The sequence below is a fragment of the Nevskia sp. genome (assembly GCF_023266035.1).
In the GTDB taxonomy this organism is placed as follows: Bacteria; Pseudomonadota; Gammaproteobacteria; order Nevskiales; family Nevskiaceae; genus Nevskia.
In genome coordinates this window covers 49,868-73,518 of sequence record NZ_JAHFRY010000004.1, presented here as the reverse complement: position 1 = coordinate 73,518, position 23,651 = coordinate 49,868, and the positions used below count along the sequence as shown (strand labels likewise).

At 65.3% G+C, this 23,651-nt stretch carries 24 protein-coding genes; 7 read left to right on the top strand and 17 right to left on the bottom strand.

Translation table 11 applies throughout. The features are described from left to right. The coding region (locus Q0D45_RS00825) for a PLP-dependent aminotransferase family protein (RefSeq protein ID WP_293387310.1) at window positions 1–1,254 on the top strand (1,254 nt) is incomplete at its 5' end. 2 nt (window positions 1,255–1,256) lie between these two features. Here the strand turns inward: Q0D45_RS00825 and Q0D45_RS00820 are convergent. From Q0D45_RS00820 to modA, 3 genes are read right to left on the bottom strand one after another with little or no spacing between them, the layout of a single operon-like run. Then, complete coding sequence (locus tag Q0D45_RS00820; RefSeq protein WP_293387308.1) at window positions 1,257–1,895, bottom strand: ATP-binding cassette domain-containing protein; 639 nt, start codon at window positions 1,893–1,895, stop codon at window positions 1,257–1,259. Beyond that, entirely contained in the window at window positions 1,882–2,601 is a 720-nt protein-coding gene (modB, locus tag Q0D45_RS00815) for a molybdate ABC transporter permease subunit (protein ID WP_293387306.1), read from the bottom strand. The genes Q0D45_RS00820 and modB overlap by 14 nt, the downstream gene beginning before the upstream one ends. A 7-nt stretch (window positions 2,602–2,608) precedes the next feature. Beyond that, a complete protein-coding gene (gene modA / locus Q0D45_RS00810; protein WP_293387304.1) occupies window positions 2,609–3,367 on the bottom strand; it encodes a molybdate ABC transporter substrate-binding protein in 759 nt (252 codons plus the stop codon). Between the two features lie 137 nt (window positions 3,368–3,504). On the opposite strand from modA, the gene Q0D45_RS00805 reads away from it, so the two are divergent. Next, on the top strand, window positions 3,505–3,741 hold the full coding sequence (locus Q0D45_RS00805) for a DUF1653 domain-containing protein (protein WP_293387302.1): 237 nt from the start codon (window positions 3,505–3,507) through the stop codon (window positions 3,739–3,741). A gap of 85 nt (window positions 3,742–3,826) precedes the next feature. Here Q0D45_RS00805 and Q0D45_RS00800 read toward each other — a convergent pair whose 3' ends face one another. Both Q0D45_RS00800 and Q0D45_RS00795 read right to left on the bottom strand, forming a co-directional pair. Further along, on the bottom strand, window positions 3,827–4,639 hold the full coding sequence (locus tag Q0D45_RS00800) for an SDR family oxidoreductase (protein ID WP_293387300.1): 813 nt from the start codon (window positions 4,637–4,639) through the stop codon (window positions 3,827–3,829). Beyond that, window positions 4,636–5,889, bottom strand: a complete 1,254-nt coding sequence (locus Q0D45_RS00795) for an acyl-CoA dehydrogenase family protein (protein ID WP_293387298.1) — start codon at window positions 5,887–5,889, stop codon at window positions 4,636–4,638. The genes Q0D45_RS00800 and Q0D45_RS00795 overlap by 4 nt, the downstream gene beginning before the upstream one ends. 155 nt (window positions 5,890–6,044) lie before the next feature. Here Q0D45_RS00795 and Q0D45_RS00790 point away from each other — a divergent pair, with 155 nt between their 5' ends. Together Q0D45_RS00790 and Q0D45_RS00785 are read left to right on the top strand one after the other, a co-directional pair. Continuing rightward, entirely contained in the window at window positions 6,045–7,928 is a 1,884-nt protein-coding gene (locus Q0D45_RS00790; protein WP_293387296.1) for an MFS transporter, read from the top strand. Window positions 7,929–7,959: 31 nt separating this feature from the next. After that, window positions 7,960–8,562 carry a DUF4124 domain-containing protein gene (locus tag Q0D45_RS00785; RefSeq protein ID WP_293387294.1) on the top strand — a complete coding sequence of 201 codons (603 nt, stop codon included), beginning with the start codon at window positions 7,960–7,962 and terminating at the stop codon, window positions 8,560–8,562. Window positions 8,563–8,571: 9 nt separating this feature from the next. Here Q0D45_RS00785 and Q0D45_RS00780 read toward each other — a convergent pair whose 3' ends face one another. The 7 genes from Q0D45_RS00780 to miaB all read right to left on the bottom strand — a co-directional run bounded on the left by Q0D45_RS00780 (window position 8,572) and on the right by miaB (window position 14,825). Further along, window positions 8,572–9,105: a lipocalin family protein gene (locus tag Q0D45_RS00780; protein ID WP_293387292.1), complete on the bottom strand. Its 534-nt coding sequence runs from the start codon at window positions 9,103–9,105 to the stop codon at window positions 8,572–8,574. A 77-nt stretch (window positions 9,106–9,182) separates the two neighbouring features. Next, complete coding sequence (locus tag Q0D45_RS00775) at window positions 9,183–9,665, bottom strand: cytidine deaminase (protein ID WP_293387290.1); 483 nt, start codon at window positions 9,663–9,665, stop codon at window positions 9,183–9,185. A gap of 10 nt (window positions 9,666–9,675) precedes the next feature. Further along, window positions 9,676–10,947 (bottom strand): DUF4105 domain-containing protein, encoded by a 1,272-nt coding sequence (locus Q0D45_RS00770; protein ID WP_293387288.1) that lies wholly within the window; start codon window positions 10,945–10,947, stop codon window positions 9,676–9,678. A gap of 17 nt (window positions 10,948–10,964) precedes the next feature. Next, the gene (locus tag Q0D45_RS00765; RefSeq protein ID WP_293387286.1) at window positions 10,965–11,825 is read right to left on the bottom strand and encodes a transporter associated domain-containing protein; all 861 of its coding nucleotides are present in this window, start codon (window positions 11,823–11,825) and stop codon (window positions 10,965–10,967) included. A gap of 159 nt (window positions 11,826–11,984) precedes the next feature. Beyond that, entirely contained in the window at window positions 11,985–12,440 is a 456-nt protein-coding gene (gene ybeY / locus Q0D45_RS00760) for an rRNA maturation RNase YbeY (RefSeq protein WP_293387284.1), read from the bottom strand. Continuing rightward, entirely contained in the window at window positions 12,437–13,447 is a 1,011-nt protein-coding gene (locus tag Q0D45_RS00755; RefSeq protein WP_293387282.1) for a PhoH family protein, read from the bottom strand. Before Q0D45_RS00755 ends, ybeY begins: the two co-directional genes overlap by 4 nt. A gap of 13 nt (window positions 13,448–13,460) precedes the next feature. Then, a complete protein-coding gene (gene miaB, locus Q0D45_RS00750) occupies window positions 13,461–14,825 on the bottom strand; it encodes a tRNA (N6-isopentenyl adenosine(37)-C2)-methylthiotransferase MiaB (RefSeq protein WP_293387280.1) in 1,365 nt (454 codons plus the stop codon). A 271-nt stretch (window positions 14,826–15,096) separates the two neighbouring features. Here miaB and Q0D45_RS00745 point away from each other — a divergent pair, with 271 nt between their 5' ends. Then, complete coding sequence (locus Q0D45_RS00745; RefSeq protein WP_293387278.1) at window positions 15,097–15,363, top strand: hypothetical protein; 267 nt, start codon at window positions 15,097–15,099, stop codon at window positions 15,361–15,363. Between the two features lie 109 nt (window positions 15,364–15,472). On the opposite strand, the gene Q0D45_RS00740 is transcribed toward Q0D45_RS00745, so the two are convergent. Beyond that, window positions 15,473–16,861 (bottom strand): OmpA family protein, encoded by a 1,389-nt coding sequence (locus tag Q0D45_RS00740; protein WP_293387276.1) that lies wholly within the window; start codon window positions 16,859–16,861, stop codon window positions 15,473–15,475. Window positions 16,862–17,046: 185 nt separating this feature from the next. Between Q0D45_RS00740 and prfB the strand changes: the two genes are divergently transcribed. Both prfB and lysS read left to right on the top strand, forming a co-directional pair. Further along, a protein-coding gene (gene prfB / locus Q0D45_RS00735; protein ID WP_293387312.1) for a peptide chain release factor 2 occupies window positions 17,047–18,142 on the top strand; the annotation gives its coding sequence in 2 pieces (ribosomal slippage) (window positions 17,047–17,118 and window positions 17,120–18,142; 1,095 coding nt in all). 136 nt (window positions 18,143–18,278) lie between these two features. Next, window positions 18,279–19,784, top strand: a complete 1,506-nt coding sequence (lysS, locus tag Q0D45_RS00730) for a lysine--tRNA ligase (protein WP_293387274.1) — start codon at window positions 18,279–18,281, stop codon at window positions 19,782–19,784. Window positions 19,785–19,854: 70 nt separating this feature from the next. Here the strand turns inward: lysS and Q0D45_RS00725 are convergent, their stop codons facing one another. The 4 genes from Q0D45_RS00725 to Q0D45_RS00710 all read right to left on the bottom strand — a co-directional run. Beyond that, a complete protein-coding gene (locus Q0D45_RS00725; RefSeq protein ID WP_293387272.1) occupies window positions 19,855–20,988 on the bottom strand; it encodes a sulfate/molybdate ABC transporter ATP-binding protein in 1,134 nt (377 codons plus the stop codon). A gap of 108 nt (window positions 20,989–21,096) precedes the next feature. Continuing rightward, window positions 21,097–21,990, bottom strand: coding sequence for a sulfate ABC transporter permease subunit CysW (cysW, locus tag Q0D45_RS00720; protein ID WP_293387270.1), 894 nt, complete (start codon window positions 21,988–21,990; stop codon window positions 21,097–21,099). A gap of 132 nt (window positions 21,991–22,122) precedes the next feature. Next, window positions 22,123–22,965, bottom strand: coding sequence for a sulfate ABC transporter permease subunit CysT (gene cysT, locus Q0D45_RS00715; RefSeq protein ID WP_293387268.1), 843 nt, complete (start codon window positions 22,963–22,965; stop codon window positions 22,123–22,125). 12 nt (window positions 22,966–22,977) lie between these two features. Next, on the bottom strand, window positions 22,978–23,651 hold a 674-nt coding region (locus Q0D45_RS00710; RefSeq protein WP_293387266.1), incomplete at its 5' end, for a sulfate ABC transporter substrate-binding protein.

Sequence of the window (23,651 nt, the reverse complement as noted above, 5' to 3'; positions counted from 1 at the left end):
CATCTCGATCTCAACTTCACCACGGTGTCGCGCGGTTACGCCGAAGCGCAGCGCCACAAGCTGATCGATTCCCAGGCCGGCCGCGGCACCTTCGTGCTGCCGGCGACGCCGACACCGACCGTGGTGCGCTCGCCGGCCGCGGTCGGTCTGATCGACATGACCATGAACATGCCGCCGGAGCCGCAGGACGGCATCACCCAGCAGCGCCTGCGCGCCGGTTTCGCCGCGCTGCGCGACGTGCCGGATCTGCACGCGCTGCTGCGCTATCAGGAATTCGGCGGCGGTCCGGCGGATCGCGAGGCCGGCGCGCGCTGGCTCGGCGAGCGGATTCCGGATCTGCAGCCGAACCGCGTGCTGGTGGTGCCCGGCGTGCAGTCGGCATTGCTGGCGCTGTTCTCGGTGCTGGCGCGGCCGGGTGAAACGATCTGCTGCGAAGCGATCACCTATCCCGGCGTGAAGGGCCTGGCGGCGCAGCTCGGCATTCGCTTGATGGGCCTGCCCAGCGATGACGAGGGCATCGACCCGGAAGCCTTCGGCGCCGCCTGCGCCTCGCTGCTGCCGAAAGCGCTGTATTGCAACCCCACCTTCCTGAACCCGACCACGGCGACCATGTCGCAGGCGCGTCGTGAAGCGATCGTCGAGATCGCGCGCCGCTACTCGGTGCCGATCATCGAGGACGATGCCTACGGTTTCCTGCCCAGCGTCGCGCCGGTGCCGCTCGCAGTGCTGGCACCGGAACTGGTGTTCCACGTCACCGGTTTCGCCAAGTGCGTCGGCGCTGGTCTGCGAGTCGGCTATCTGGCAGCGCCGAACACGCGCTACACGGCGCGGCTGTCGTCGAGCCTGCGCACTTCGAGCGTGATGGCTTCGCCGATCACCACGATGCTGGCCACGCAGTGGATCAACGATGGCACCGTCAAGCGCGCCACCGAAGCGATCCGCGAAGAATCACGGGCGCGACAGGCGATCGCCACCGAAGTGCTGAAGCGCGCCGACTACTCGTCGCAGCCCGAAGCTTTCCATCTCTGGCTGCGGGTGCCGGCGCCGTGGAACCGCATCGAGTTCGCCACCCATCTGCGTGCTAGCGGCGTCGGCGTGGTGGTGTCCGATGCCTTCACCGTCACCGGCCCGGCGCCGGAAGCGGTGCGGGTCTGCCTCGGCGGCATTTCCAGCCAGCAGGAATGCCGGCATTCGCTGGAGATCATCGAGGACGCGCTGGAGCAGATGCCGGAAGTCGCGTCCGGGGTCATGTAGCTTTATTCGGACAGCCGCCCGGCGTCGACGGTCAGCACCCGATCGGCGAGGTAATCGACCTCGGCGCGCGAATGGCTGACATAGATCATCGGCACGCCGGTCTCGGTCTTGATCCGCTTGAGGAACGGCAGGATCTGCTGTTTCAGGCGCTCGTCCAGCGACGACAGCGGCTCATCGAGCAGCAACAGGCGTGGCGAATACAGCAGCGCCCGGCCGAGCGCGACCCGCTGACGCTCGCCACCGGATAGCTGCAGCGGCCGGCGACCGAGCAGGCCGTCGATCTCCAGCAGCGCGGCGACCTGATCCAAGGTGAATCGACGCGCCTCCGGTGCCAGCTGCTTCCAGCCGTAGAGTAGGTTGTCGCGCACGCTCAGATGCGGGAACAGCTGACCATCCTGGAACACCAGGCCGAAGTGGCGCTGCCAGGGCGGCACGAAACGCCCGCGGTCGACGTCGACCAGGCAGTCATCGCCGAAATGCAGCGAGCCGCGCTGCGGTTTCAGCAGGCCGGCGATCAGGCTCAGCAAGGTGCTCTTGCCCGCGCCGGACGGGCCGCAGATGCCGGTGACGCCAGGTCCGATGGTGGCTTTCGCGTGCAAGGTGAAGTTGCCACGCGAGAGCACGACATCAAGCGCCAGCATCGCGGCCTCGCGGTTCGAGCTGGCCGAGCAGGCGCTCGGTGCGGCGGGTGATCAGGTGGCTGGCGATCAAGGCCGCGAAGGCCAGCGCGATCGACAGCAGGGTCAGCCGCAGTGCCGCTGCTTCACCGTCGGGCAGATGCGTGTAGCTGTAGATCGCCAGCGGCAGGGTGCGGGTCTCGCCGGGGATGTTGCCGACGAAAGCCATGGTCGCGCCGAACTCGCCGAGGCTGCGCGAGAAGCACAGCATCGCGCCGGCGATGATGCCGGGCAGCGCCAGCGGCAGGGTGACGCTCAGGAATACGCGCCAGGGCGTTGCGCCGAGCGTGCTGGCGGCGTGTTCCAAGCGACGATCGATCATCCGGAACGCCAGCCGCACCGGCTGCACCATCAGCGGAAACGCCATCACCGCCGAGGCCAGCACCGCGCCTTTCCAGGTGAAGGCCAGGACGATGCCGAACTGCGCCTGCAGCCAGCCGCCGACCGGCCCCTGGGTGCCGAGCAGCAGCAACAGCAGATAGCCGGGCACCACCGGCGGCAGCACCATCGGCAACTGCACCAGCGCATCGACCAGCAGCTTGCCGGGGAAGTCGCGACGGACCAGCAGCCAGGCCAGCGCGATGCCGGCCGGCAGGCAGATCAGGGTTGCGCAACTGGCAACCTTCGCGGACAGCAGAAGCGCCTGCCACTCGTCCGGCGTCAGAGTCATTGCGGGGTCATCGCGGGCCTAGCAGCACGAAGCCATTGCGCTGGAAGACGGTGGCCGCTGCGGGCGAGGTTTTCAGGTAGTCGAGAAAGGCGGCGGATTCCGGTCGCCCGTCGGTGATCAGCGCGAATGGGTAGATCACCGGCTTGTGGCTGTCGGCCGGGAACGTGGCGACCACTTCCACCTTGTCGCTGATCGCGGCATCGGTGGCGTAGACGATGCCGGCCGCGCATTCGCCGCGTTCGACGAAGGCGAGTGCGGTGCGCACGTCATCGGCACCGACGATGCGGCCCTGCAGCGCATCCCACCAGCCGAGCGCGGTCAGGCTCTGCCTGGCGTAGATGCCGGCCGGCACCGAGCTGGTTTCGCCGGTGCACAGCTTGCCTTCGAAGGCCTTGGCCAGATCGCCACCGGCGCGCATATCGACCTTGAAGCCGCGGCCTTTCGGGGCAATCAGCACCAGCGCGTTGCCGAGCAGGCTGATCCGCGTGCCGGGGGCCAGCTTGTTCTTCTGCTCGACGTAGTCCATCCAGCCGAGATCGGCCGAGGCGAACAGATCAGCCGGCGCGCCGGCCTCGATCTGCTTGGCGAGCGCCGACGAGGCTGCATAGGCCAGGCTCGGCGCCGGATGTCCGGCCTGCTGCCACTGCTTGCCGATCTCGTTCAGCGCGCTGCTCAGGCTGGCAGCCGCGAACACGCGCACGGCTTCTTCAGCGCGAACACTGAAGCTGAGTACGAACAGGGCGATGAACGCGAAGGGCAGGCGCATGGACGAAACCGGAGCGGTGACGGAGCGCCGATATTAGGTGCTTTATATATCGATTGGAAAACGAATCGCCTGCGTCTATCCCAGCGGAGGCTCGCGGCAGTTACGATCGCGCCCACCTCGAACGCGGCGATCTGACGATGAACGACAACCTGCCAGCACTGCCGAGCCTGCCCCCGGGCCTCTATCGCCATTACAAGGGCGGCGAGTACGAAGTGATCGGTGTGGCGCGGCACAGCGAAACGCTCGAGCCGCACGTGGTTTATCGGCCGCTCTACAACGCGACGGGTCTGTGGCTGCGGCCGTTTGCGATGTTCGTCGGGACGGTGATGGTCGACGGCCGCGAACGGATGCGATTCGAGTGCCTGCGGGCTTAGTCCGGTAACCGACAAGCGCGGCGCTCGTCCTTGCCGTCATGCCCGCCCGCGCGGGAATGACGCTTGAGCTTGCCTCGGCACACCGTTAGCGTGCCGCCCGTTTGGCCATCATCTTCGCCATCTGCCGGCGCATCGCCGCCGCGTAGATCGCGAACGGCACGGCGCGCTTGAACAGCCAGATGCGCTTTTCCTTGGCGTGGGTCAGCACGTGGAAATCGCCTTTCGCGACACCGGCCTTGACCAGTGCTGCAATCTCGTCGGCACCGATCTGCGACTTGTTGATCAGCTTCGAGGTCAGCCGCGCCATATCGGCATTCGCCGTGCGGACCGACTCGGCGAGATTGGTGCGGAAGAACGCCGGGCAGACCACGCTGAGCTTGATGCCGTGCGGATGCAGCTCGGCGTGCAGGGTTTCGCTGAGCGCCACGACTGCTGCCTTGGTCGCGTTGTAGGCCGACATCATCGGCGGATGGATCAGCCCGGCCATCGACGCGATGTTGATCAGATGCCCGGACTTCTGCGCTTTCAGCATCGGCGTGAACACCTTGCAGCCGCGCACCACGCCGAGCAGGTTGATGTCGATCATCCACTGCCAGTCGGCGATCGGCATTTCGTCGATGCCGCCGGCGTCGGCGACGCCGGCATTGTTGAACACCAGATCGACGCCGCCCCAGTTCGTCTGCAGCCAGTCGGCGGCGGCTTGCAGGCTGGCCTCGTCGGTGACGTCGCAGGGCAGGGCATGTGCCGTTGCGCCGAGCGCCGTCAGCGCCACCAGCGTTTCGGCACAGCGCGCGGCGTTGATGTCGCCGATGCAGACCCTTGCGCCATCACGCGCATAGGCTACTGCCAGCGCGCGGCCGAGGCCGGAAGCGCCGCCGGTGATGAAGACGCGGGTCACGACTGCGATTCCTTGAGCTTGGCCAGGCGGCTGCCGTACTTCGCCAGTTCGACCTTGGCGATCATGCCGCGATGGACTTCGTCCGGGCCGTCCGCCAGGCGCAGCACGCGCGCTTGCGCATAGAGCATCGGCAGAATGGTTTTGTAGGCGACACCGGCACCACCGTGAATCTGGATCGCGGCGTCGACGACGGTCTGCAGCACGTTCGGTGCGACCACCTTGATCGCCGAGATTTCCGTCAGTGCCGCGAGCGCGCCGACCTTGTCGATCTTCCAGGCGGCGTACAGGGTCAGCAGGCGGGCCTGGTCGATGGCGATGCGCAGATCGGCGATCCGCTCGCGGTTGCCGCCGAGGTTGATCAGCGGCTTGCCGAAGGCGACCCGATCGAGCCCGCGCTCGATCATCAACTGCAGCGCCCGTTCGGCAGCACCGAGGCAGCGCATGCAGTGATGGATGCGGCCCGGGCCGAGCCGGCCTTGCGCGATTTCGAAGCCCTTGCCGACGCCCTTGATGATCGCCGAGGCCGGCAGCCGCACATTGTCGAACCAGACTTCGCCATGACCGGCCGGCGGGTCGTACTCGCCGAACACGGGGAGCATCCGCTTGATGGTGATGCCCGGCGTGTCCATCGGCACCAGCACCATCGAGTGCTGGCTGTGGCGCGCCGAATCCGGCTGCGACAGACCCATGAAGATCACCACCTTGCAGTTCGGATGGCCGATGCCGGACGACCACCACTTGCGGCCGTTGAGCACCACCTCGTTGCCTTCGACGATCGCCGTGGCACGCATGTTGGTGGCATCGGATGAGGCGACATCGGGCTCGGTCATGCAGAACGCCGAGCGGACTTCGCCGGCCAGCAGCGGCTTCAGCCAGGTTTCCTTCTGCTCATCGCTGCCGTATTTGTAGAGCACTTCCATGTTGCCGGTGTCCGGCGCCGAGCAATTGAACACCTCCGGCGCCAGTAGGCTCTTGCCCATCTCTTCGGCCAGCGTTGCGTACTCGACATGGCTGAGGCCACCGCCCAGTTCTTGGTCCGGCAGGAACAGGTTCCACAGGCCTTGCGCCTTGGCATCGGCCTTGAGCGCTTCGAACTCCGGGCTGACCGTCCACTGCGTCCAGTCGCCACCGACCTTGCGCTCGGCGATCTCGCGCAGATGCTGCGCCTCGACCGGCAGCACGCGGTCCTTGATGAAGGCGCGGATGCGGCGAAGGTAATCCTGCGTACGCGGGCTGGGGGCGAAATCCATGGTGGTTCTCCTCAATCTGGGCCGACACGATAGCGATGCGGCGATGGCGGCGCCATGGCACCGGGCGTGCCCTCGAAGCGCACGCAGGTCGGCTTGCACATGGCCGAGCCCGGATCTTCATGCGAGGCTGCTGCATCTGAACGATGAGACTGCGCATGCAAGACGCCCCTCGCGAAAACCTCCTCGGCACCCGTCGTTTCGGCCCGTTCTTCTGGACCCAGACGCTCGGCGCGTTCAACGACAACGTGTTCAAGAACGCGCTGGTGATCCTGGTCAGCTTCGGCATCGCCGGCTTGAGTCAGGACCAGATCAACCTCTATGTGAACCTGGCCGCCGGCCTGTTCATCCTGCCGTTCTTCCTGTTCTCGGCAACGGCTGGCCAGCTGGCCGAGAAGTACGAGAAATCGCGGCTGATCCGGATCATCAAATTCGGCGAGATCGGCATCATGGGGCTCGCCGTGGTCGGCCTGTATCTCGGCCAGGTGCCGTTCCTGCTCGGCGTGCTGTTCCTGATGGGCGCGCAGTCGGCGCTGTTCGGCCCGGTGAAGTATTCGATCCTGCCGCAGGCCTTGCATCCCGCCGAGTTGATCAGCGGCAACGCCTGGGTGGAAGCGGCCACCTTCCTGGCGATCCTGCTCGGGACGATGCTCGGCGGCTGGCTGATCGCGCGCAGCTACGGCGTGCCCGGTGTCAGCGTCGTGATCGTCGCCATCGCGGTGCTCGGCTATCTCACGGCACGGGCGATTCCGCCGGCGCCCGCCGCTGCGCCAGACCTGAAGATCAACTGGAATGCGTTCAGCGAAACCTGGCGCAACATCGCCTTCATGCGCAGCAACCGCACGGTGTTCCTGTCGGTGCTCGGCATCTCCTGGTTCTGGTTCTACGGCGCCACCTTCCTCGCCCAGTTGCCGAACTGGACCAAGCTCAACCTCGGCGGCAACGAGCAGGTGGTGACCTTGCTGCTGACGGTGTTCTCGCTCGGCGTCGGCCTCGGTTCGCTGCTCTGCGAGCGCTTGTCCGGTCATCGAGTCGAGATCGGTCTGGTGCCGCTCGGTTCGATCGGCCTGAGCTTGTTTGGTATCGATCTGTACTTCGCAGCACCGGGTGAAGCCGTGACCACGGGTCTCGGTGCGGCAGCCTGGCTGGCTCAGGCCGGCAGCATCCGCGTGCTGGCCGATCTGATGCTGATCGGTGTTGCCGGCGGCCTGTTCATCGTGCCGCTGTACGCCCTGATCCAGACCCGTTCGGCCGCCAGCCATCGCTCGCGGATCATCGCCGGCAACAACATTCTCAACGCCGCGTTCATGGTCGCCTCGGCGATGCTGGCGATCGCGCTGCTGAAACTCGGCTTGAACATCCCGCAACTGTTCCTCGCCGCCGCGATCCTCAATGCCGGTGTTGCGGTGTTCATCTACGGCCTGGTGCCGGAATTCCTGATGCGCTTCATCGCCTGGATGATGATCCGCGTGCTGTACCGCATCCGGGTCTCCGGCCTCGGAAACATTCCCGAGGAAGGGCCGGCGATCGTCATCTGCAATCACGTCAGCTTCGTCGATGCGCTGATCGTCGGCGGCAGCGTGCGCCGGCCGCTGCGCTTCGTCATGGATCACCGGATCTTCAGAATCCCCGGCATGAACTTCCTGTTCCGCACCGCGCGGGCGATTCCGATTGCACCGGCCAAAGAAGACCCGGCGATGCTCGAACGCGCCTATGCCGAGATCGATCAGGCGCTGAAGAACGGCGAGATCATCGGCCTGTTTCCGGAAGGCCGTCTGACGCCGGATGGCAGCATCCAGCCGTTCAAGTCAGGCATCGAAAAGATCCTGGCCGCGAACCCGGTGCCGGTGGTGCCGCTGGCGGTGCGCGGCCTGTGGGGCAGCATGTGGTCGCGCATCGATTCACAGCTACGTCGGGCCCGTCTACCGCGCCGCTTCCGCGCCGAGATCGAACTGCTGGCCGCGGCACCGATCGCGCCCGAGCAGGCGACCGCGACGACGCTGGAAGAGAAGGTGCGGGCGATGCGCGGCGACCGGGCTTGAACGTCGCGACCAGGCACGGGTCGAAAGAGACATGAATGCCCGGCCGATCCTGTCCATTTCGACGCTGCTGTTGCTGGCGCTGACCGGCGTGCTGCGGCCTGCTTGGGCTGGCGATGACATCTATCGTTGCCAGGCTTTGAACGGCACGCCGATCTTCCAGGACAGGCCCTGTAACCAGGCTGCCGGCACTCGCGAAGCGCGTGACGGTAGCGCAGGCGTCCGCCTGCCTTCGGCACCACCGCCGGCCGAGGAAGCGGCGGTCGTCGCCGAACGTTATCGCCGCTATCTGGACCAGGCCGGTCATGATCGGCGCGAGCAGGCAGCTGCCGATACTGCCGCTGCCGAGCGACTGCGCGCCGAGGCTGCTGCGGCGCCAGCGCCTCAAGAACGAGATGGCGTCTGCGACGATCCCTATGTCGTCGAAGCCGATCAGCGTTGCCGCGATCAGGGCTGGTCGTCCGAGCGTATCTATCCGGTCTTTGTGCCGTTCAGGCCGATAAGGCCACGGCCTCCGGTCATCAGTCCGCGCCCGCCCGTGGTGGCACCGCTGCCCGGCGAGGGCACGCGGCCGACACGTCCGCCACCGCGAATACCGCGCGATCCCCGTGCCGAGATTCTCGACACGCGGCGCTGATCGTTTCGATCACCAGCGCTGCGGCACCCGTTTGACCTCGTTCAGGTCGTAGCCCATCGCCGCGATCCTGGCGAGATGGCGGTCGTACTCGGTCTGGCTCATCTCCGGCTTGCGGGCCAGCAGCCAGACCAGATCGCGCTTGCTGCGAGCAACGATGACGCTGGAATAGTCGTCCGCCAGTTCGGTGATCAGATACTCGCCCTTGATCGGCCAGACGAACTGCATGCCCCATTCGGCGTTGTTGGTTCCTTCAACGACGAAGCCCTTCGGCGTGTACTTCTTCGGCTTGCCGTCATAGCCGCCGTCGCGGAAGGTGAAGGTGGTGGCGATGCTGCCGTCATCGTTGAGCTGGTAGTTCTCGATCTGGTTGTAGCCGTCCTTGTCGATGAAGGTCGGCACGTAGGCGATCACGTACCAATCGCCCATGAAGCGCGGCAGATCGACCTTGGCGGCGCGTTCGATTGGCGGCAGATGCGAGGTCGAAGCGCAGGCAGCAAGCGTTGCTGCGCACAGCGAGCTAGTGAGACGCAGCAGGCGATTCATCAGGGAACGCTCCGGCAAGGGGAAAGGGGCTGAGCTTCAGACCGCCTTGCCTCGGTGACGTTCGTTCTGCTCCGAAGCTAAAGCCCGAAGGCCAGCGGCAGCAGCGCGCGGGCGGTGGTCTTGCGCACGCGCTGGCCATCGCGGCTGAGCATCAGCACTTCGATGTCGTGACCGCAGATCGTCACCGCTTCGGCGAGTACCTGACGGCAGCGGCCGCAGGGGGCGATGAACTCGCCGGTGACTGCCGCTTCCAGTTCGCCGACGGCGGCGATCGCGATGGCGACGATCTCATGCAGCCGTCCGGCACTGCTGGCACTGGCGATCGCCACCGTTTCGGCGCACAGGCTCAGACCGTAGGAGACGTTCTCGAAGTTCGCACCGCTGTGCCGGCTGCCGTCAGCGAACAGCAGGGTGGCGCCGACGTGGAAGCGCGAGTACGGCGCATAGGCGGTGGCGGTGGCCGCGAGTGCGGCACCGACCAGCGCCCGCTCGTTCGGGTTCAGCTCGTCGATCGGCATCACGCTGACGGCCGGCAACGTGGCTTCGGTTTCAGAGCTCATCAGAGTTCGGTCAGAGTTCATCTGGCGGCGGCTTGGCATGCCAGAAGATCCAGGCCAGCGCCGCATGCACCGGCAGCAGCAGCAAGGCCCAATGCAGGTTCTGCTGGGCAACGCCGGGCAGAAAGCGCAGCAGCACGGCGATGCTGCTGGTGACCACCAGCAGCATGGCGATGCGCCGGGTCAGACGCGCCGGACGCCAGCGCGGCCGCGGATAGAGCAGCAGCGAGCCGGCCAGCCACAGGCTCAGCGGATTGACCAGCAGCAGGCTTTCGTTGCGCCAGCCGGCCCAGTGTTCGGTCGCGCCCCAGAGCAGCGCCAGCAGCACGCCGCCAAGGCCACAGAGCAGCGAGAAGCCGACGGCGATCGGCATCAGCAGCCAGCGCGCGGTGGCAGCACCCCGGAACTTCGCGAGGCCGAGCAGGATCGCCGCCAGCGCCAGGCCGGCGAGCAGGAACTGCAGGCGCAGATCCGGCGCGTGGTCCGGTGGATCGTTGGCGCGGCCGCCGGGCAAGAGCCGTACTTCGCGACTCACCAGCGGCAGCACACGGCCTGCGCCATCGGTGACGGTGGCGCCGCGCAGCGCCTGCATCAGCACCAGCGGCGCGAAGCTTTGCTGCCAGAGATCGATCGGCTGGTCGGCAGTCGGCCCCAGCGCCAGATCCATGACCACCATCAGCAGCGCATCAGGCGAGATCAGCTTGGTCGCTTCGCTGCGCCAGGTTGCGGTGGTGGCGTGGCCGACCAGCTGCCGCTTCAGGCCGCCGGCCATCGCGTAGTCGAGCGCGTCTCGCACCCGCGTCGAGCAGTTGGAGATGAAGTAGTCGTAGCCGTACTCAGCGTTCTCCGGCTGCACGTTCCATTCGAGGTAGTCGCGCAGCAGGCCGATCTGGCGAGCGTCGAGGTTCAGGCGTTGTTCCAGCGCCCAGCGGCCTTCGGCCTGGTAATTCAGCAGGTCGCGTTCGAGATAATTCGGCACCACGCGATAAGTCATGTGCCCACGCGCGAAATTCAGGAAGAAGTTCGGCGCCGCGAAATCGAAGATGCCGTAGTTGAAGCTGATCGCCCGGCCGCTTTGGGTGTCGCGGATCAGCAGCGCGTTGTGGCCGAAGCGCTGCCAGTACAGCGAGCCCGGCTGGAAGGTGACGATGCTGGCCGTCAGGTTTTCCGTCGGCTGGCCGCTGGGCACGAAGGGCGCGGCGAGCAGGCGTGGCGCAACCAGGCTCAGCAAGATCAGCAGCGCGGCCGCGAGCTTCATGCGCAGACCCGAAAGAAGCTTGGGCATCGCGGAATCGGCCGACCTCAGGTCTGCGACAGCGTCACCTGCAGCAGGTGAACCCTGCGGCTGTCGGCGCGCTGGACGATGAACTGGAAGCGGTCGATCTGCACGCTTTCGCCACGGCGCGGCATGTGGCCGATCTCGTGCATGACCAGCCCGGCGACGGTGTCGAAATCCTCATCGGAGAAATCGGCGCCGAAGTATTCGTTGAACTCGGCGATCGGCGTCAGGCCCTGGACCAGGAAGCGGCGATCGTCCTGCTTGAGGATCTGCGCGCTTTCCGATTCGTCGTGCTCATCGTCGATCTCGCCGACGATCTGTTCGAGCACGTCCTCGATGGTGACCAGGCCGGCGACGCCACCGTATTCATCGGCGACCAGCGCCATGTGGTTGCGACTCTTGCGGAAGTCCTTGAGCAGCACGTTGACTCGCTTGGACTCCGGCACGAACACCGCCGGTCGCAGCCAGCGGGCGAGGTCGAAGTGTTCGCTGTCGGCCGAGGTGAAGCGCAGCAGATCCTTGGCCAGCAGAATGCCGGCGATCTCGTCGCGGGAATCGCCGATCACCGGATAGCGCGAGTGGCCGGCTTCGACGACTTCGCGCATCAGCTGATCGAGTGGCCAGTCGCGTTCGACGATCACCATCTGCGCGCGCGGCACCATGATGTCGCGTACCTGCAGCTGGCTGGTTTCGAAGACGCCGCGGATCATCGAGGCGGCATCGGAATCGACGAGGCCGGATTCGTGGGCGCCGTCAAGCAGATCGTTGAGGTCTTCGCGGGTCCGCGGGCCGCCAGCGAGGCGCTGGGTCAGGCGCCGCCACCAGCTGGAAGGGCTGGCTTCGGATTCGCGTTCAGAGTAGGAGCTACTGGGGCCGTCGTTCATAACCAGGAAAAAAGTACCAAGAACCATGCCGTGCGCAGCGAGTCAGTGCGCGCGCAGCCTTGACCCGCTAGCCCTCTCCGTGAGGCGCTACAGGTTTCGATCGAATTTTGACCAGTCTAGCGCAATCGCTTTGCGCTTCCGTGGCTTGTCGACTAGTCGTCAATAAGGGTCGGGGAAGCCGAGCCCGGCCAGAATCGCCCGCTCTTCGGACTCCATCTCTTCCGCTTCGCCGTCTTCGAGGTGGTCACGGCCGAGCAGATGGAGCACGCCGTGCACCACCATGTGCGCCCAATGGGCGCGCGCTTCCTTGCCCTGCTCGTCGGCCTCGCGCATCACCACCGGCGCGCAGATGGCCAGATCGCCCAGCGGCGGGCCGTCGTCGGTTTCCTCGAAGCCTTCCGAGTCGTACGGGAACGACAACACGTTGGTCGGGTAGTCCTTGCCACGATAGCGGCTGTTCAGCGCGGCACTTTCGGCTTCGTCGACGATGCGGATCGTCAGTTCGCCATGGGTGTGGCCGAGGGCCGCCAGCGCCCATTCGCGCAGCGCGGCCGGTGCCGGCACCCCCGCTGGCGGTACCCGGCGCTGGATGGTGATGTTGTGGCTGACACTCATCGGAAATCTTTCGCGGCCCGCTCGCTGGCCTCGTAAGCCTCGTAGGCACGGACGATGGTCTGCACCAGCGGATGACGGACGACATCGTTGGAGCCGAATTGCGTGAAGCCGATTTCCGGCACGCCTCTGAGCACGTTCATCGCGTGCATGAGGCCACTGGGAACGTGCTTCGGCAGATCGATCTGGGTGACATCGCCGGTGACCACGGCCACCGAACCGAAGCCGATGCGAGTCAGGAACATCTTCATCTGCTCGACCGTGGTGTTCTGCGCTTCGTCGAGAATCACGAAGGCTTCGTTCAAGGTGCGGCCACGCATGAAGGCCAGCGGCGCAACCTCGATGACGCTGCGCTCGATCAGCCGGGCGACCTTCTCGAAGCCGAGCATTTCGTACAGCGCGTCGTACAGCGGCCGGAGATAGGGATCGATCTTCTGCGCCATGTCACCGGGCAGGAAGCCGAGCTTTTCGCCGGCCTCGACTGCCGGCCGTACCAGCACCAGCTTGCGCACGCGATCCCGCTCCAGCGCTTCGACGGCGCTGGCCACGGCGAGGTAGGTCTTGCCGGTACCGGCCGGGCCGATGCCGAAGCTGAGCACGTTGTTGGCGATATCGTCGAGATAGGCCTTCTGCAGCGGTGAACGGCCGCGCACGACGCCGCGCTTGGTGCGGATCACCACGTCGTCGCCGTTGCGGGCGCCGGGAATCGCGGCGAGCTTCGAGCGCGGCGCGAACTCGTGCAGCGCCATGTGCACGTTCTCGCCGTCGATCGCGCCGTACTCGGTTTGATCGAACAGCGAACGGATCGCGCTTTCTCCGGCTTCGGCCTCGTCAGCCGGGCCGATCACCACATAGCGATTGCCGCGGTTGCGGATTTCGATGCCGAAGCCGACTTCCAGCGAACGCAGATGGGCGTCGAAGCTGCCATTCAGATTGGCGATGCGCGGGGCGTCGTCCGGCTCCAGCGAAAAATCACGCCGGGAGATCGCAACGGGGTCAGAGGTATTCAATAGTTTCGCGGGGTCAGGAAACAGCGTCGGCGGTGACGATTTCGCCGCGCAGGGAATTGGCCATGCTGGCGGTCACCTGCACGTCGACGAACTGGCCGACGAGACGGGCGACATCGTGAGCCGGGCCATCGAAATTGATCGAACGGTTGCAAGGCGTCTTGCCGGTCAACTGGCTACCACCCTTGCGTGACGGCCCGGTGACCAGCACCGACTGCACGGTTCCAACCAGGCGCGCGGCAAATTGTTCACCGAACTCGCGGATCCGGGCCTGCACCCGTTCGAGGCGCGCCTGCTTCACATCCAGTGGCACCCCATCGCGCAGGTTCGCGGCCGGTGTGCCCGGGCGAGGCGAGTAGATGAACGAGTAGGCGGCATCGAAGCGCGCGGCTTCGATCAGCGCCATGGTCTGCTCGAAGTCTTCGTCGGTCTCGGAGGGGAAGCCGACGATCAGATCGGTCGACAGGCTGATGTCCGGCCGAAGCTTGCGCAGCCTGAAGATCTTGCGCAGGTAGTCGGCCTGCGTGTAGCCACGCTTCATCATCGCCAGGATGCGGTCGGAACCGCTCTGCACCGGCAGGTGCAACTGGTTGTCGAGTTTCGGAATCGAGGCGAAGGCATCGATCAGCGCATCATTGAAATGGGCCGGATGCGAGGTGGTGTAGCGCACTCGTCCCAGACCGTCGAAGCGAGCCAGGATGTGCAGCAGCAGCGCCAGATCGCAGTGCGAGCCATCGGCCATGACGCCGTTGTAGGCGTTGACGTTCTGGCCGAGCAGGGTGATCTCGCGCACGCCCTGGCCGAGCAGCGAATCGACTTCGGCGAGCACGTCATCGAGCGGCCGGGAGATTTCCTCGCCGCGCGTGTACGGCACGATGCAGAAGGTGCAGTACTTCGAGCAGCCTTCCATGATCGACACGAATGCGGTCGGGCCTTCGGCGCGTGGTTCCGGCAGGCGATCGAATTTCTCGATTTCCGGAAAGCGCACATCGACCGCCGGCCGCTGGGTGGCGCGAGTCTGGTCGATCAGCTCCGGCAGGCGGTGCAGAGTCTGCGGGCCGAACACCAGATCGACGGCCGTCGCCCGCTTGGCGATCGCATCACCTTCCTGGCTGGCGACACAGCCACCGACGCCGACCAGACGGCCGGGCTTCGCGGCCTTCCAGGCCTTCAGACGGCCGAGATCGGAGAACACTTTTTCCGATGCCTTCTCGCGCACCGAACAGGTGTTCAGCAGCACCAGGTCGGCATCGTCGATATCCATCGTCCGCTCGTAGCCACGCGCGGCCTTCAGCACGTCCACCATTTTTGACGAGTCGTACTCGTTCATCTGGCAGCCGAACGTCTTGATGAAGACCTTGGAGGGCGGTACTTGGGTCATTCCGGGCTTGGATCTGGGAGGCGCGAAGTATAACGGACGCATCCGCGACGCCCGGACGACGGCTCTTCCGCGCGAGTGACCGCTGGTGTCCGGACCCGTCCGACTCTGTCCGCGGACAGGTTCCACGCTACAAGTGCTTGTCGGCATGGAAAATTTTTTGCAATCGCTTTAATCCAGATGGCGATCTCGCTGCATCTCAGAGGTGCCGAAACGATAACGGCGCAAAGCACGCCGATCCGGCACCACTCCAATGACGCACGCGAGGACGACCATGAATTCGATCACCACCACCATCACCGCCCAGCCGGTTTCGTACGCGAGCCGCCGTCTTGCCGCCCGCGAAGAAGGCCGTGGCCTGCAGACGACCGCCGCCATCATGGCTGCGCTGGCACTGCACATGAGCTTCGCCGTGGCCCTGATCCGCAGCGGCACCGACGCCGAGCGCATCTACGCGCAGCAGAGTGTCGAGCTGCCGCGCACGGTGGCCGATCTCGGCACCTTGCCGGCGATCCGCGTGATCGGCCGTCGGGCCAGCTGAGACGGCCGCGTCGATCCTTCGGCCATAAAAAACCCCGCAGCGGTTTCCCGATGCGGGGTTTTTCGAACCTGATCAGCCGGCCTTCGCAGGCCGGATGATCCTTCAAGCATCAGCCCGGCGGCGTTTCGGCCGGGGCTTCTTCAGCAGGTGCAGCTTCAGCTGGCGCTTCTTCGGCCGGAGCGGCTTCGGCAGGCGCCGATTCAGCCGGCGCCTCTTCTGCAGGCGCAGCTTCCGCCGGGGCAGCTTCGGCAGCTGGTGCTTCTTCAACCGGCGCGGCTTCAGCAGGGGCCGCTTCCGCCGGAGCGGCTTCGGCAGGTGCTGCCTCGGCCGGGGCTGCTTCAGCAGGTGCGGCTTCCGACGAACCGTCCACCGGAGCGACGGTGACACCGCCGCCACCGCTGGCTTCGGTGATCTTCAGCTCGACGCGACGGTTGAACTCGCGACCTTCGTCGGTGGCGTTGTCGGCCACCGGCATCGATTCGCCGAAGCCCTTGCTGGTCATGCGATCCGCGGCGACGCCACGGCCGACCAGATAGGCGACGACGGAGGCGGCACGCGCATCGGACAGCTTCAGGTTGTACGCGTCGCTGCCCTTCGAGTCGGTATGGCCATCGATCTCGACCTTGATGTCCGGACGGGCGATCAGCGCATCGGCCACCGGATCAAGCAGCGCCTTGGCGTTGACGGTCAGCTTCGCCTTGTCGAACTCGAAGTTGACGCCGCGCAGCACCAGGGTGTCGCCTTCCTTGCAACCGTCGAGGTTGATCGGCTGGCCAGGAACCGGCGGTTCGCACGGCGGCGGCGGTGGTGGCGGTGGCGGAGCTGCCGCTTCTTCGACCGGCACGATCGCGACTTCTTCCTTCGGCGCTTCGACGGCCGGAGCTGAGCCGCGGCCGCCGAGCGGAATGCGCAGGCCGACGTTGATCGCGATGTCCTGGAAGTACTGGTCGCGCGACGGGCTGATGCCGACGTCGCTGCGGCCGTGGGCGTCATGGCGATACAGCGCTTCGACGCGCAGTGCGATACCCGGCGCGAACGGACCCAGCGGAGCATTGCTCAGCGTGAACAGGTAGCCGAGGCCGGCGTCGAAGATCGTCGACGTGTAGTCCTTGACCAGACCCGGCACGTCCTTGCCCTGGCCGCGCGACGCGGCGAGGCGGACATAGGCGCCGTCGAGCAGCGGATGGGTCGGGAACGGGAAGATATTGGCGCCAGCACCGGCACCGAACAGCTTTGCGTCCTTGCCGGACGAGCCGTTCGGATAGTTGGTGAAGTGACCGAAGACTTCGAGGTCAAGGTTGCTGGTCAGGCGCTTGCCGACGGAAATGCTGCCGCCGACGCCATCATCCTTGCTCCGATCGCTGTCGCCGATCGTGTAGTTGCCCATCGGCGATACGTAGAAACGGCGGTCCGTGTCGTCTGCGTGGACTGCCGTTGTCACGCCCGACCAGAGGGCGAGCACGAGCAAGCCGTTTGGACGGATGCGAAAATTGATCATCGTTCTCCCCTGCGCTTTATTAGTGGTGGTGCGAGCCACGGCTGTTGAGAAAGTAGCCGTACGAACGAGTTTTTATCATGCGCCAGACAGCAGCGACAACTATAGGGCGCAGGTGAGGTTCAACCCTTGTACGTCGCCGACTATACTGCGCGCCCGTCGAGCATCCCCGAACCGTGGCCCATAGCGTGGAAATCAACCCGATCAAGAGTGAGATTACGGCCCTGCGAGTGCGTTTCGACGCGCTCCGGGGCTATCTTTGACTACGATGTCAAGTGCGAGCGCTTAGACGAAGTCGTCAAGGAACTCGAACAAAATGACGTCTGGGACAAGCCCGAGCGCGCTCAGACCCTGGGCCGCGAGCGGGCCATGCTCGAGAACATCGTCCAGCCGCTGACCAAGGTCCGCACCGCGCTCATCGATGCCGCCGAGCTGCTGGAGATGGCAGCCGAGGAAGGCGACGAGGCTTCGGTCGCCGCCATTGCCCGTGAAGTCGACGGTTACCGCGCGACCGCCGAGGACATGGAATTCAAGCGCATGTTCGCTGGCGAAGCCGACGCCAACAATTGCTTCCTCGACATCCAGGCCGGCGCCGGTGGCACCGAAGCGCAGGACTGGGCCTCGATGCTGCTGCGCATGTACACGCGCTGGGCGGAAGGCAAGGGCTTCAAGGTCGAACTGCTGGAACTGAGCGATGGCGATGTTGCCGGCATCAAGTCCGCCGCGCTGCAGATCGAGGGTGACTACGCCTACGGCTGGCTGCGCACCGAAACCGGCGTGCATCGCCTGGTGCGCAAGTCGCCGTTCGATTCCGGCAACCGCCGCCACACCAGCTTCGCCGGCGTCTACGTCTCACCCGAGATCGACGACAAGATCGAGATCGACATCAACCCGGCGGACTTGAAGGTCGATACCTTCCGTTCTTCGGGTGCCGGCGGCCAGCACGTCAACAAGACCGAATCGGCGATCCGCATCACCCACGTGCCCACCGGCATCGTCGTCGCCTGCCAGACCCAGCGCAGCCAGCACAAGAATCGCGATGCCGCGATGAAGATGCTGCGTTCGCGGATGTACGAGCAGGAACTTCAGAAGCGCAACGTCGCGAAGCAGAAGATCGAGGACTCCAAGAGCGACATCGAATGGGGTCACCAGATCCGCTCGTACGTGCTCGATCAGTCGCGGATCAAGGATCTGCGCACCGGTGTGGAAATCGCCGATACCCAGAAGGTGCTCGATGGCTATCTCGATCCGTACATCGAAGCGAGCCTGAAGTCGGGGCTGTAAATGGCGTCGGCCGAAAAGCCGCTCACGCCAAGGCGCAAAGACGCCAAGATCAAGACCGTCATCTGCGTTTCGATGATGTGTTGTTCCTTTGCGGCTTTGCGTCTTTGCGTGAGGCCCGCTTTCCAGACGTGATGCCATGACCGACGACCAGAAGCCGCAGGACGAGAACCACATCATTGCGACCAGGCGCGAGAAGCTCGACAAGCTGCGCGCGGCCGGCCAGGCGTTCCCGAACGACTTCCGTCGTGATGCGCTGGCCGAGGCATTGCACGCGCGCTACGGCGCGCTCGAAGGCGAAGCGCTGGACGTCGAAGCCTTCGGCAATCGCCACAAGCTCGCCGGCCGCCTGATTGCCAAGCGGGTGATGGGCAAGGCCAGCTTTGCGCAGATCCAGGACATGAGCGGCCGCATCCAGGCCTTCGTGCAGAACGAAGCCGTCGGCCTCGAGCGCTACGCCGAGTTCAAGACCTGGGATGTCGGCGACATCATCGGCGTCAGCGGCACCATGTTCCGCACCAAGACCGGCGAGTTGTCGGTCAAGGCCGATGCGATCGAACTGCTGGTCAAGACCGTACGGCCGCTGCCCGAGAAGTGGGCCGGTCTCACCGATACCGAAATCCGCTATCGCCAGCGCTATGTCGATCTGATCGTCAATCCGGACGTGCGCCGCACCTTCCAGATCCGCGCCGGCACCGTGCGTTCGATCCGCAGCCATCTCGATGGCCTCGGCTTCGTCGAAGTCGAGACGCCGATGCTGCAGCCGATCGCCGGCGGCGCCACCGCCAAGCCGTTCGTGACCCATCACAACGCGCTCGATCGCGACCTGTTCCTGCGCATCGCGCCGGAGCTGTACCTGAAGCGTCTGGTCGTCGGCGGCTTCGAGCGGGTCTACGAGATCAACCGCAACTTCCGCAACGAGGGGCTGAGCACGCGCCACAACCCCGAGTTCACGATGCTCGAGTTCTATCAGGCCTACGCCGATTACCTCGATGCGATGGACCTCGTCGAAGCGCTGATCCGCAATGCTGCGCAGGCCACGCTCGGCAGCACCAAGCTGACTTATCAGGGCGTCGATTTCGATCTGGCGCAGCCGTTCACGCGCATTTCGATGAAGGACGCAGTGGCCGCCGAGAACCCGAATCTCGATGCCAGCCGGCTGTTCGATCGCGACTATCTGGCGGCTGCGGCGAAGGCGTTGCACATTCCGGTCAAGCCGGACATGGGTCCGGGCAAGCTGCTGACCGAGATCTTCGAGAAGACCGTCGAAGCCAAGCTCGTGCAGCCGACCTTCATCATCGAGTACCCGACTGAAGTCTCGCCGCTGGCGCGCCGTTCCGATGCCAACCCGGACGTCACTGACCGCTTCGAGTTCTTCGTCGGCGGCCGCGAAGTCGCCAACGGCTTCTCGGAGCTGAACGATCCGGACGATCAGAAGGAGCGCTTCCTGAAGCAGGTCGAAGCCAAGGATGCTGGCGACGACGAAGCCATGCATTACGACGCCGACTACATCCGCGCGCTCGAATACGGCCTGCCGCCCACCGCGGGCGTCGGCATCGGCATCGATCGTCTGGTGATGTTCCTGACTGATTCGCCGTCGATTCGCGACGTTCTACTGTTCCCGGCGATGCGGCCGGAAGTCTGAACCGTAGGGCGGCCCACGGCCGCCGACGCTGCGCAAATCCGAGGGCAAGGCGGGCGCGGCCCGCCCTACCTCAGGTCCGGCTGCGTTCGCGATGTTCGGTCACGGTCAAGGTCGGGTCGTAGCCGGATTCGTCGGCCGCCGTTGCCACTGCGCGCGGGAACAGGCTGTAGCGTGACGGCCGGACGCGGATGCCATCGCCGATCTGCCAGCGCTGCACGTCGGGGTCGGGATGCGGCAGTTCGATTTCGATGACATCGCCGCTGCTCAGCAGCTTCACGCCGAGGCGCAACAGCAGGCCGGTGCGCTGGGTCTCGACGATCTTGCCGGTGAGTGCAGACGCATCGTCATCACCGACCACGCGCAGCTCGTTCGGCCGGGTGTAGACGTTGACCGGACCTTCCGGCGCCGCGCCCGCCGTCGCCAAGGTGGCGGTCGCGCCGTTGAGCAGCAAGGCGCCGCGTTCGACTCTCGCCGGCAACACGTTCGGCGTGCCGAGGAAGTCGTAGACGAAGGGCGTGCTCGGCGCATCCCAGACTTCGTCGGTGGTGCCAACCTGTTCGATGACGCCACGGTTCATCACCACCACGCGATCGGCGAGTTCCAGGGCTTCTTCCTGATCGTGGGTGACGAAGATCGTCGTGTAGCCGGTTTCGCGGTGCAGGCTGCGCAGCCAGCGGCGCAGATCCTTGCGCACCTTGGCGTCGAGCGCGCCGAACGGCTCGTCGAGCAGCAGCACGCGCGGTTCGATGGCCAGCGCGCGGGCCAGTGCCACGCGCTGTTTCTGGCCACCGGACAACTGGGCCGGATAGCGCTTCTCAAGACCGCCGAGCTGCACCAGTTCCAGCAGCTCGCGCACCCGCTTGTTGATCGTCACGGTATCCGGGCGTTCCTTCTTCGGCCGCACGTTGAGGCCGAAGGCGATGTTGTCGAACACCGTCATGTGCTTGAACAGCGCGTACTGCTGGAACACGAAGCCGACTTTGCGCTCCTGCACCGACAAGCCCGTTGCATCGATGTCGCCGAACTTCACCTGGCCGCCGTCGAGCGGCTCCAGGCCGGCGATCGCGCGCAGCAGGGTGGTCTTGCCCGAGCCGCTGGGGCCGAGCAGCGCCAGCAGTTCGCCGGAGGCGATGTCGAGATCGATGCCGCGCAGCGCGTGGAAGCTGCCGTAGTGTTTCTGCACGCCGCGAATCTGGATATCCATGGGAAGCAGTGTTCAGTGGCTAGTGGTTAGTGGTCAGTAACGGCATGGCTTGTGGTGGTGGCTGGTGCTTCTACTAGTCACCAGCCACTGACCACTAGCCACTGCTTCTCAGTGTCGGCGCGTTGCCGCGAGCTGGTCGGCGTAGCGCCATTCGAGGAAGGACTTCACCGCCAGGGTCACCATCGCCAGCAGCGCGAGCAGGGACGCGACCGCGAACGCGGAAACGAACTGGTATTCGTTGTAGAGAATCTCGATGTGCAGCGGCATCGTGTTGGTCAGCCCGCGAATGTGGCCGGACACCACGCTGACCGCGCCGAACTCGCCCATCGCGCGAGCATTGCAGAGCAGCACGCCGTAGAGCAGCGCCCACTTAATGTTCGGCAGGGTGACCCGGGTGAAGGTCTGCCAGCCGGTGGCGCCGAGGCTGAGCGCGGCTTGCTCGTCCTCGGTGCCTTGTTCCTGCATCAGCGGAATCAGTTCGCGGGCAATGAACGGGAAGGTCACGAAGATCGTGGCCAGCACGATGCCCGGTGTCGAGAACAGCACCTTGCCGATGTGATCGCCGAACCAGGGCTGGGCCCAGCCTTGGGCGCCGAAGATCAGCACGAAGATCAGTCCGGCAACCACCGGCGAGACCGAGAATGGCAGATCGATCATGGTGATCAGCAACTGCTTGCCGCGGAACTCGAACTTGGTGATCGCCCAGGCAGCGCTCAGGCCGAAGACCAGATTCAGCGGCACGGCGATCGCGGCCGCGATGAAGGTCAGCTTGATCGAGGCCAGCGTTTCCGGATCGGCGAATGCTGCGAAGTAGGCGCCTGCACCTTTGCGCAGCGCTTCGACGAACACCGACAGCAGCGGCAGCAGCAGGAACAGCGACAGGAAACCGAGTGCCGCAGCAATCAGCAGCCAGCGCACCAGCCGCGGTTCGTTGATGACCGAGTTGGTTTGCTTTAAGGGTTCAAAAGGAAGAAACGCCGCGTCCTTGACGGTGTGATTCATGACCTGCTTCCCGAAACCAGTCTCTGATTGGTGGACTGCGGCATGGCGTCCCTGCCGCGACGGTGCGCGATCGACGACCGCCGGCCCAGCCATCCCTGACTGGGCGTTCGCCGCCGCAGCGAGCGGTGCTCGCTAAACACGTCGTCTCACCCACGCCTGCAGCAAGTTGATGGTGAGCAACAGCAGGAACGACAGCACCAGCATCGTCGCAGCGACGGCGGTTGCGCCCTTGTAGTCGAATTCCTCGAGCTTGATGATGATCAGCAGCGGTGCGATTTCCGAGACCATCGGGAAGTTGCCGGCGATGAAGATCACCGAGCCGTATTCGCCGACGGCGCGCGCGAACGACAGCGCGAAACCGGTGACCAGCGACGGAAACACGGCCGGCGCGATGACTCGCAGCACCGTCTGCCAGCGCCGCGCACCGAGCGTTGCCGCTGCTTCTTCGAGATCGCGTTCCACTTCCCGCAACACCGGCTCGACGGTGCGCACCACGAACGGCAGGCCGATGAAGGTCATCGCCACGATGATGCCGAGCGGCGTGTACGCGACCTTGATGCCGGCGTGCGCCAGTACCGAGCCGATCCAGCCGTTCTCCGAGTACAGCGCGGTCAGCGCGATGCCGGCGACGGCGGTCGGCAGCGCGAACGGCAGATCGATGAAGGCATCGAACAGGCGCTTGCCCGGAAACTCATAGCGAACGAACACCCAGGCGACGATGGTGCCGAACACCGCATTCAGCACGGCGGCAATCGCGGCGGCACCGAAGCTCAAGCTGAGCGCTGCGAGCACGCGTTCGGAGGTGATGACTTTCCACAGCCCGGCAAAGCCCAGGCCCGAGGCCTTGAAGAACACGCCGGCCAGCGGGATCAGCACGATCAAGCCGAGATAGAACAGCGTGAAGCCGAGCGTCGGCGTCAATCCGGGCATGGTGCGCCGGGTCCGGCGTGGCCGGGGCAATGCGGTGGCGGTCATCGGTGAGTGGGCTTATTTCTTGGCGAACAGCTGATCGAACAGACCGCCGTCCGAGAAATGCACGGACTGTGCCTGTGCCCAGCTGCCGAAACCTTGTTCGACGGTGAATACGTTGACGGCCGGAAAGCGGGCCGCGTTGGCTTTCAGCACTTTGTCATCGGCCGGGCGCACGCCGTTGGCGGCGAACAGTGCCTGGGCTTCGGGGCTGTAGTGGTAGTCGAGATAGGCGCGAGCGAGTTCGGTAGTGCCGTGCTTGGCGGCGATCTTGTCGACCACGGCAACCGGATTGTCGGCGCGCACGGTCAGCGACGGCACCACGACCTCGAAACTGTCCTTGGCGAACTCCGCGCGGATCAGCGCGATCTCGTTCTCGAAGGTCAGCAGCACATCGCCGACGCCGCGCTGCGCGAAGGTCGTGGTGGCACCCCGGCCGCCGGTGTCGAGCACCGGCACGTTGGCGAACAGCTTGCCGACGAAGGCTTTGGCCGCATCGTCATTGCCGCCCGGGCGGGTCTTGGCGTACTGCCAGGCGGCCAGATAGCTGTAGCGGCCGTTGCCCGAGGTCTTCGGGTTCGGGATCACCAGCTTGACGCCAGGCTTGACCAGATCGGACCAGTCCTTGATCGCTTTCGGATTGCCCTTGCGAACGATGAACAGGATCGTCGACCACGACGGACTGGAGCCTT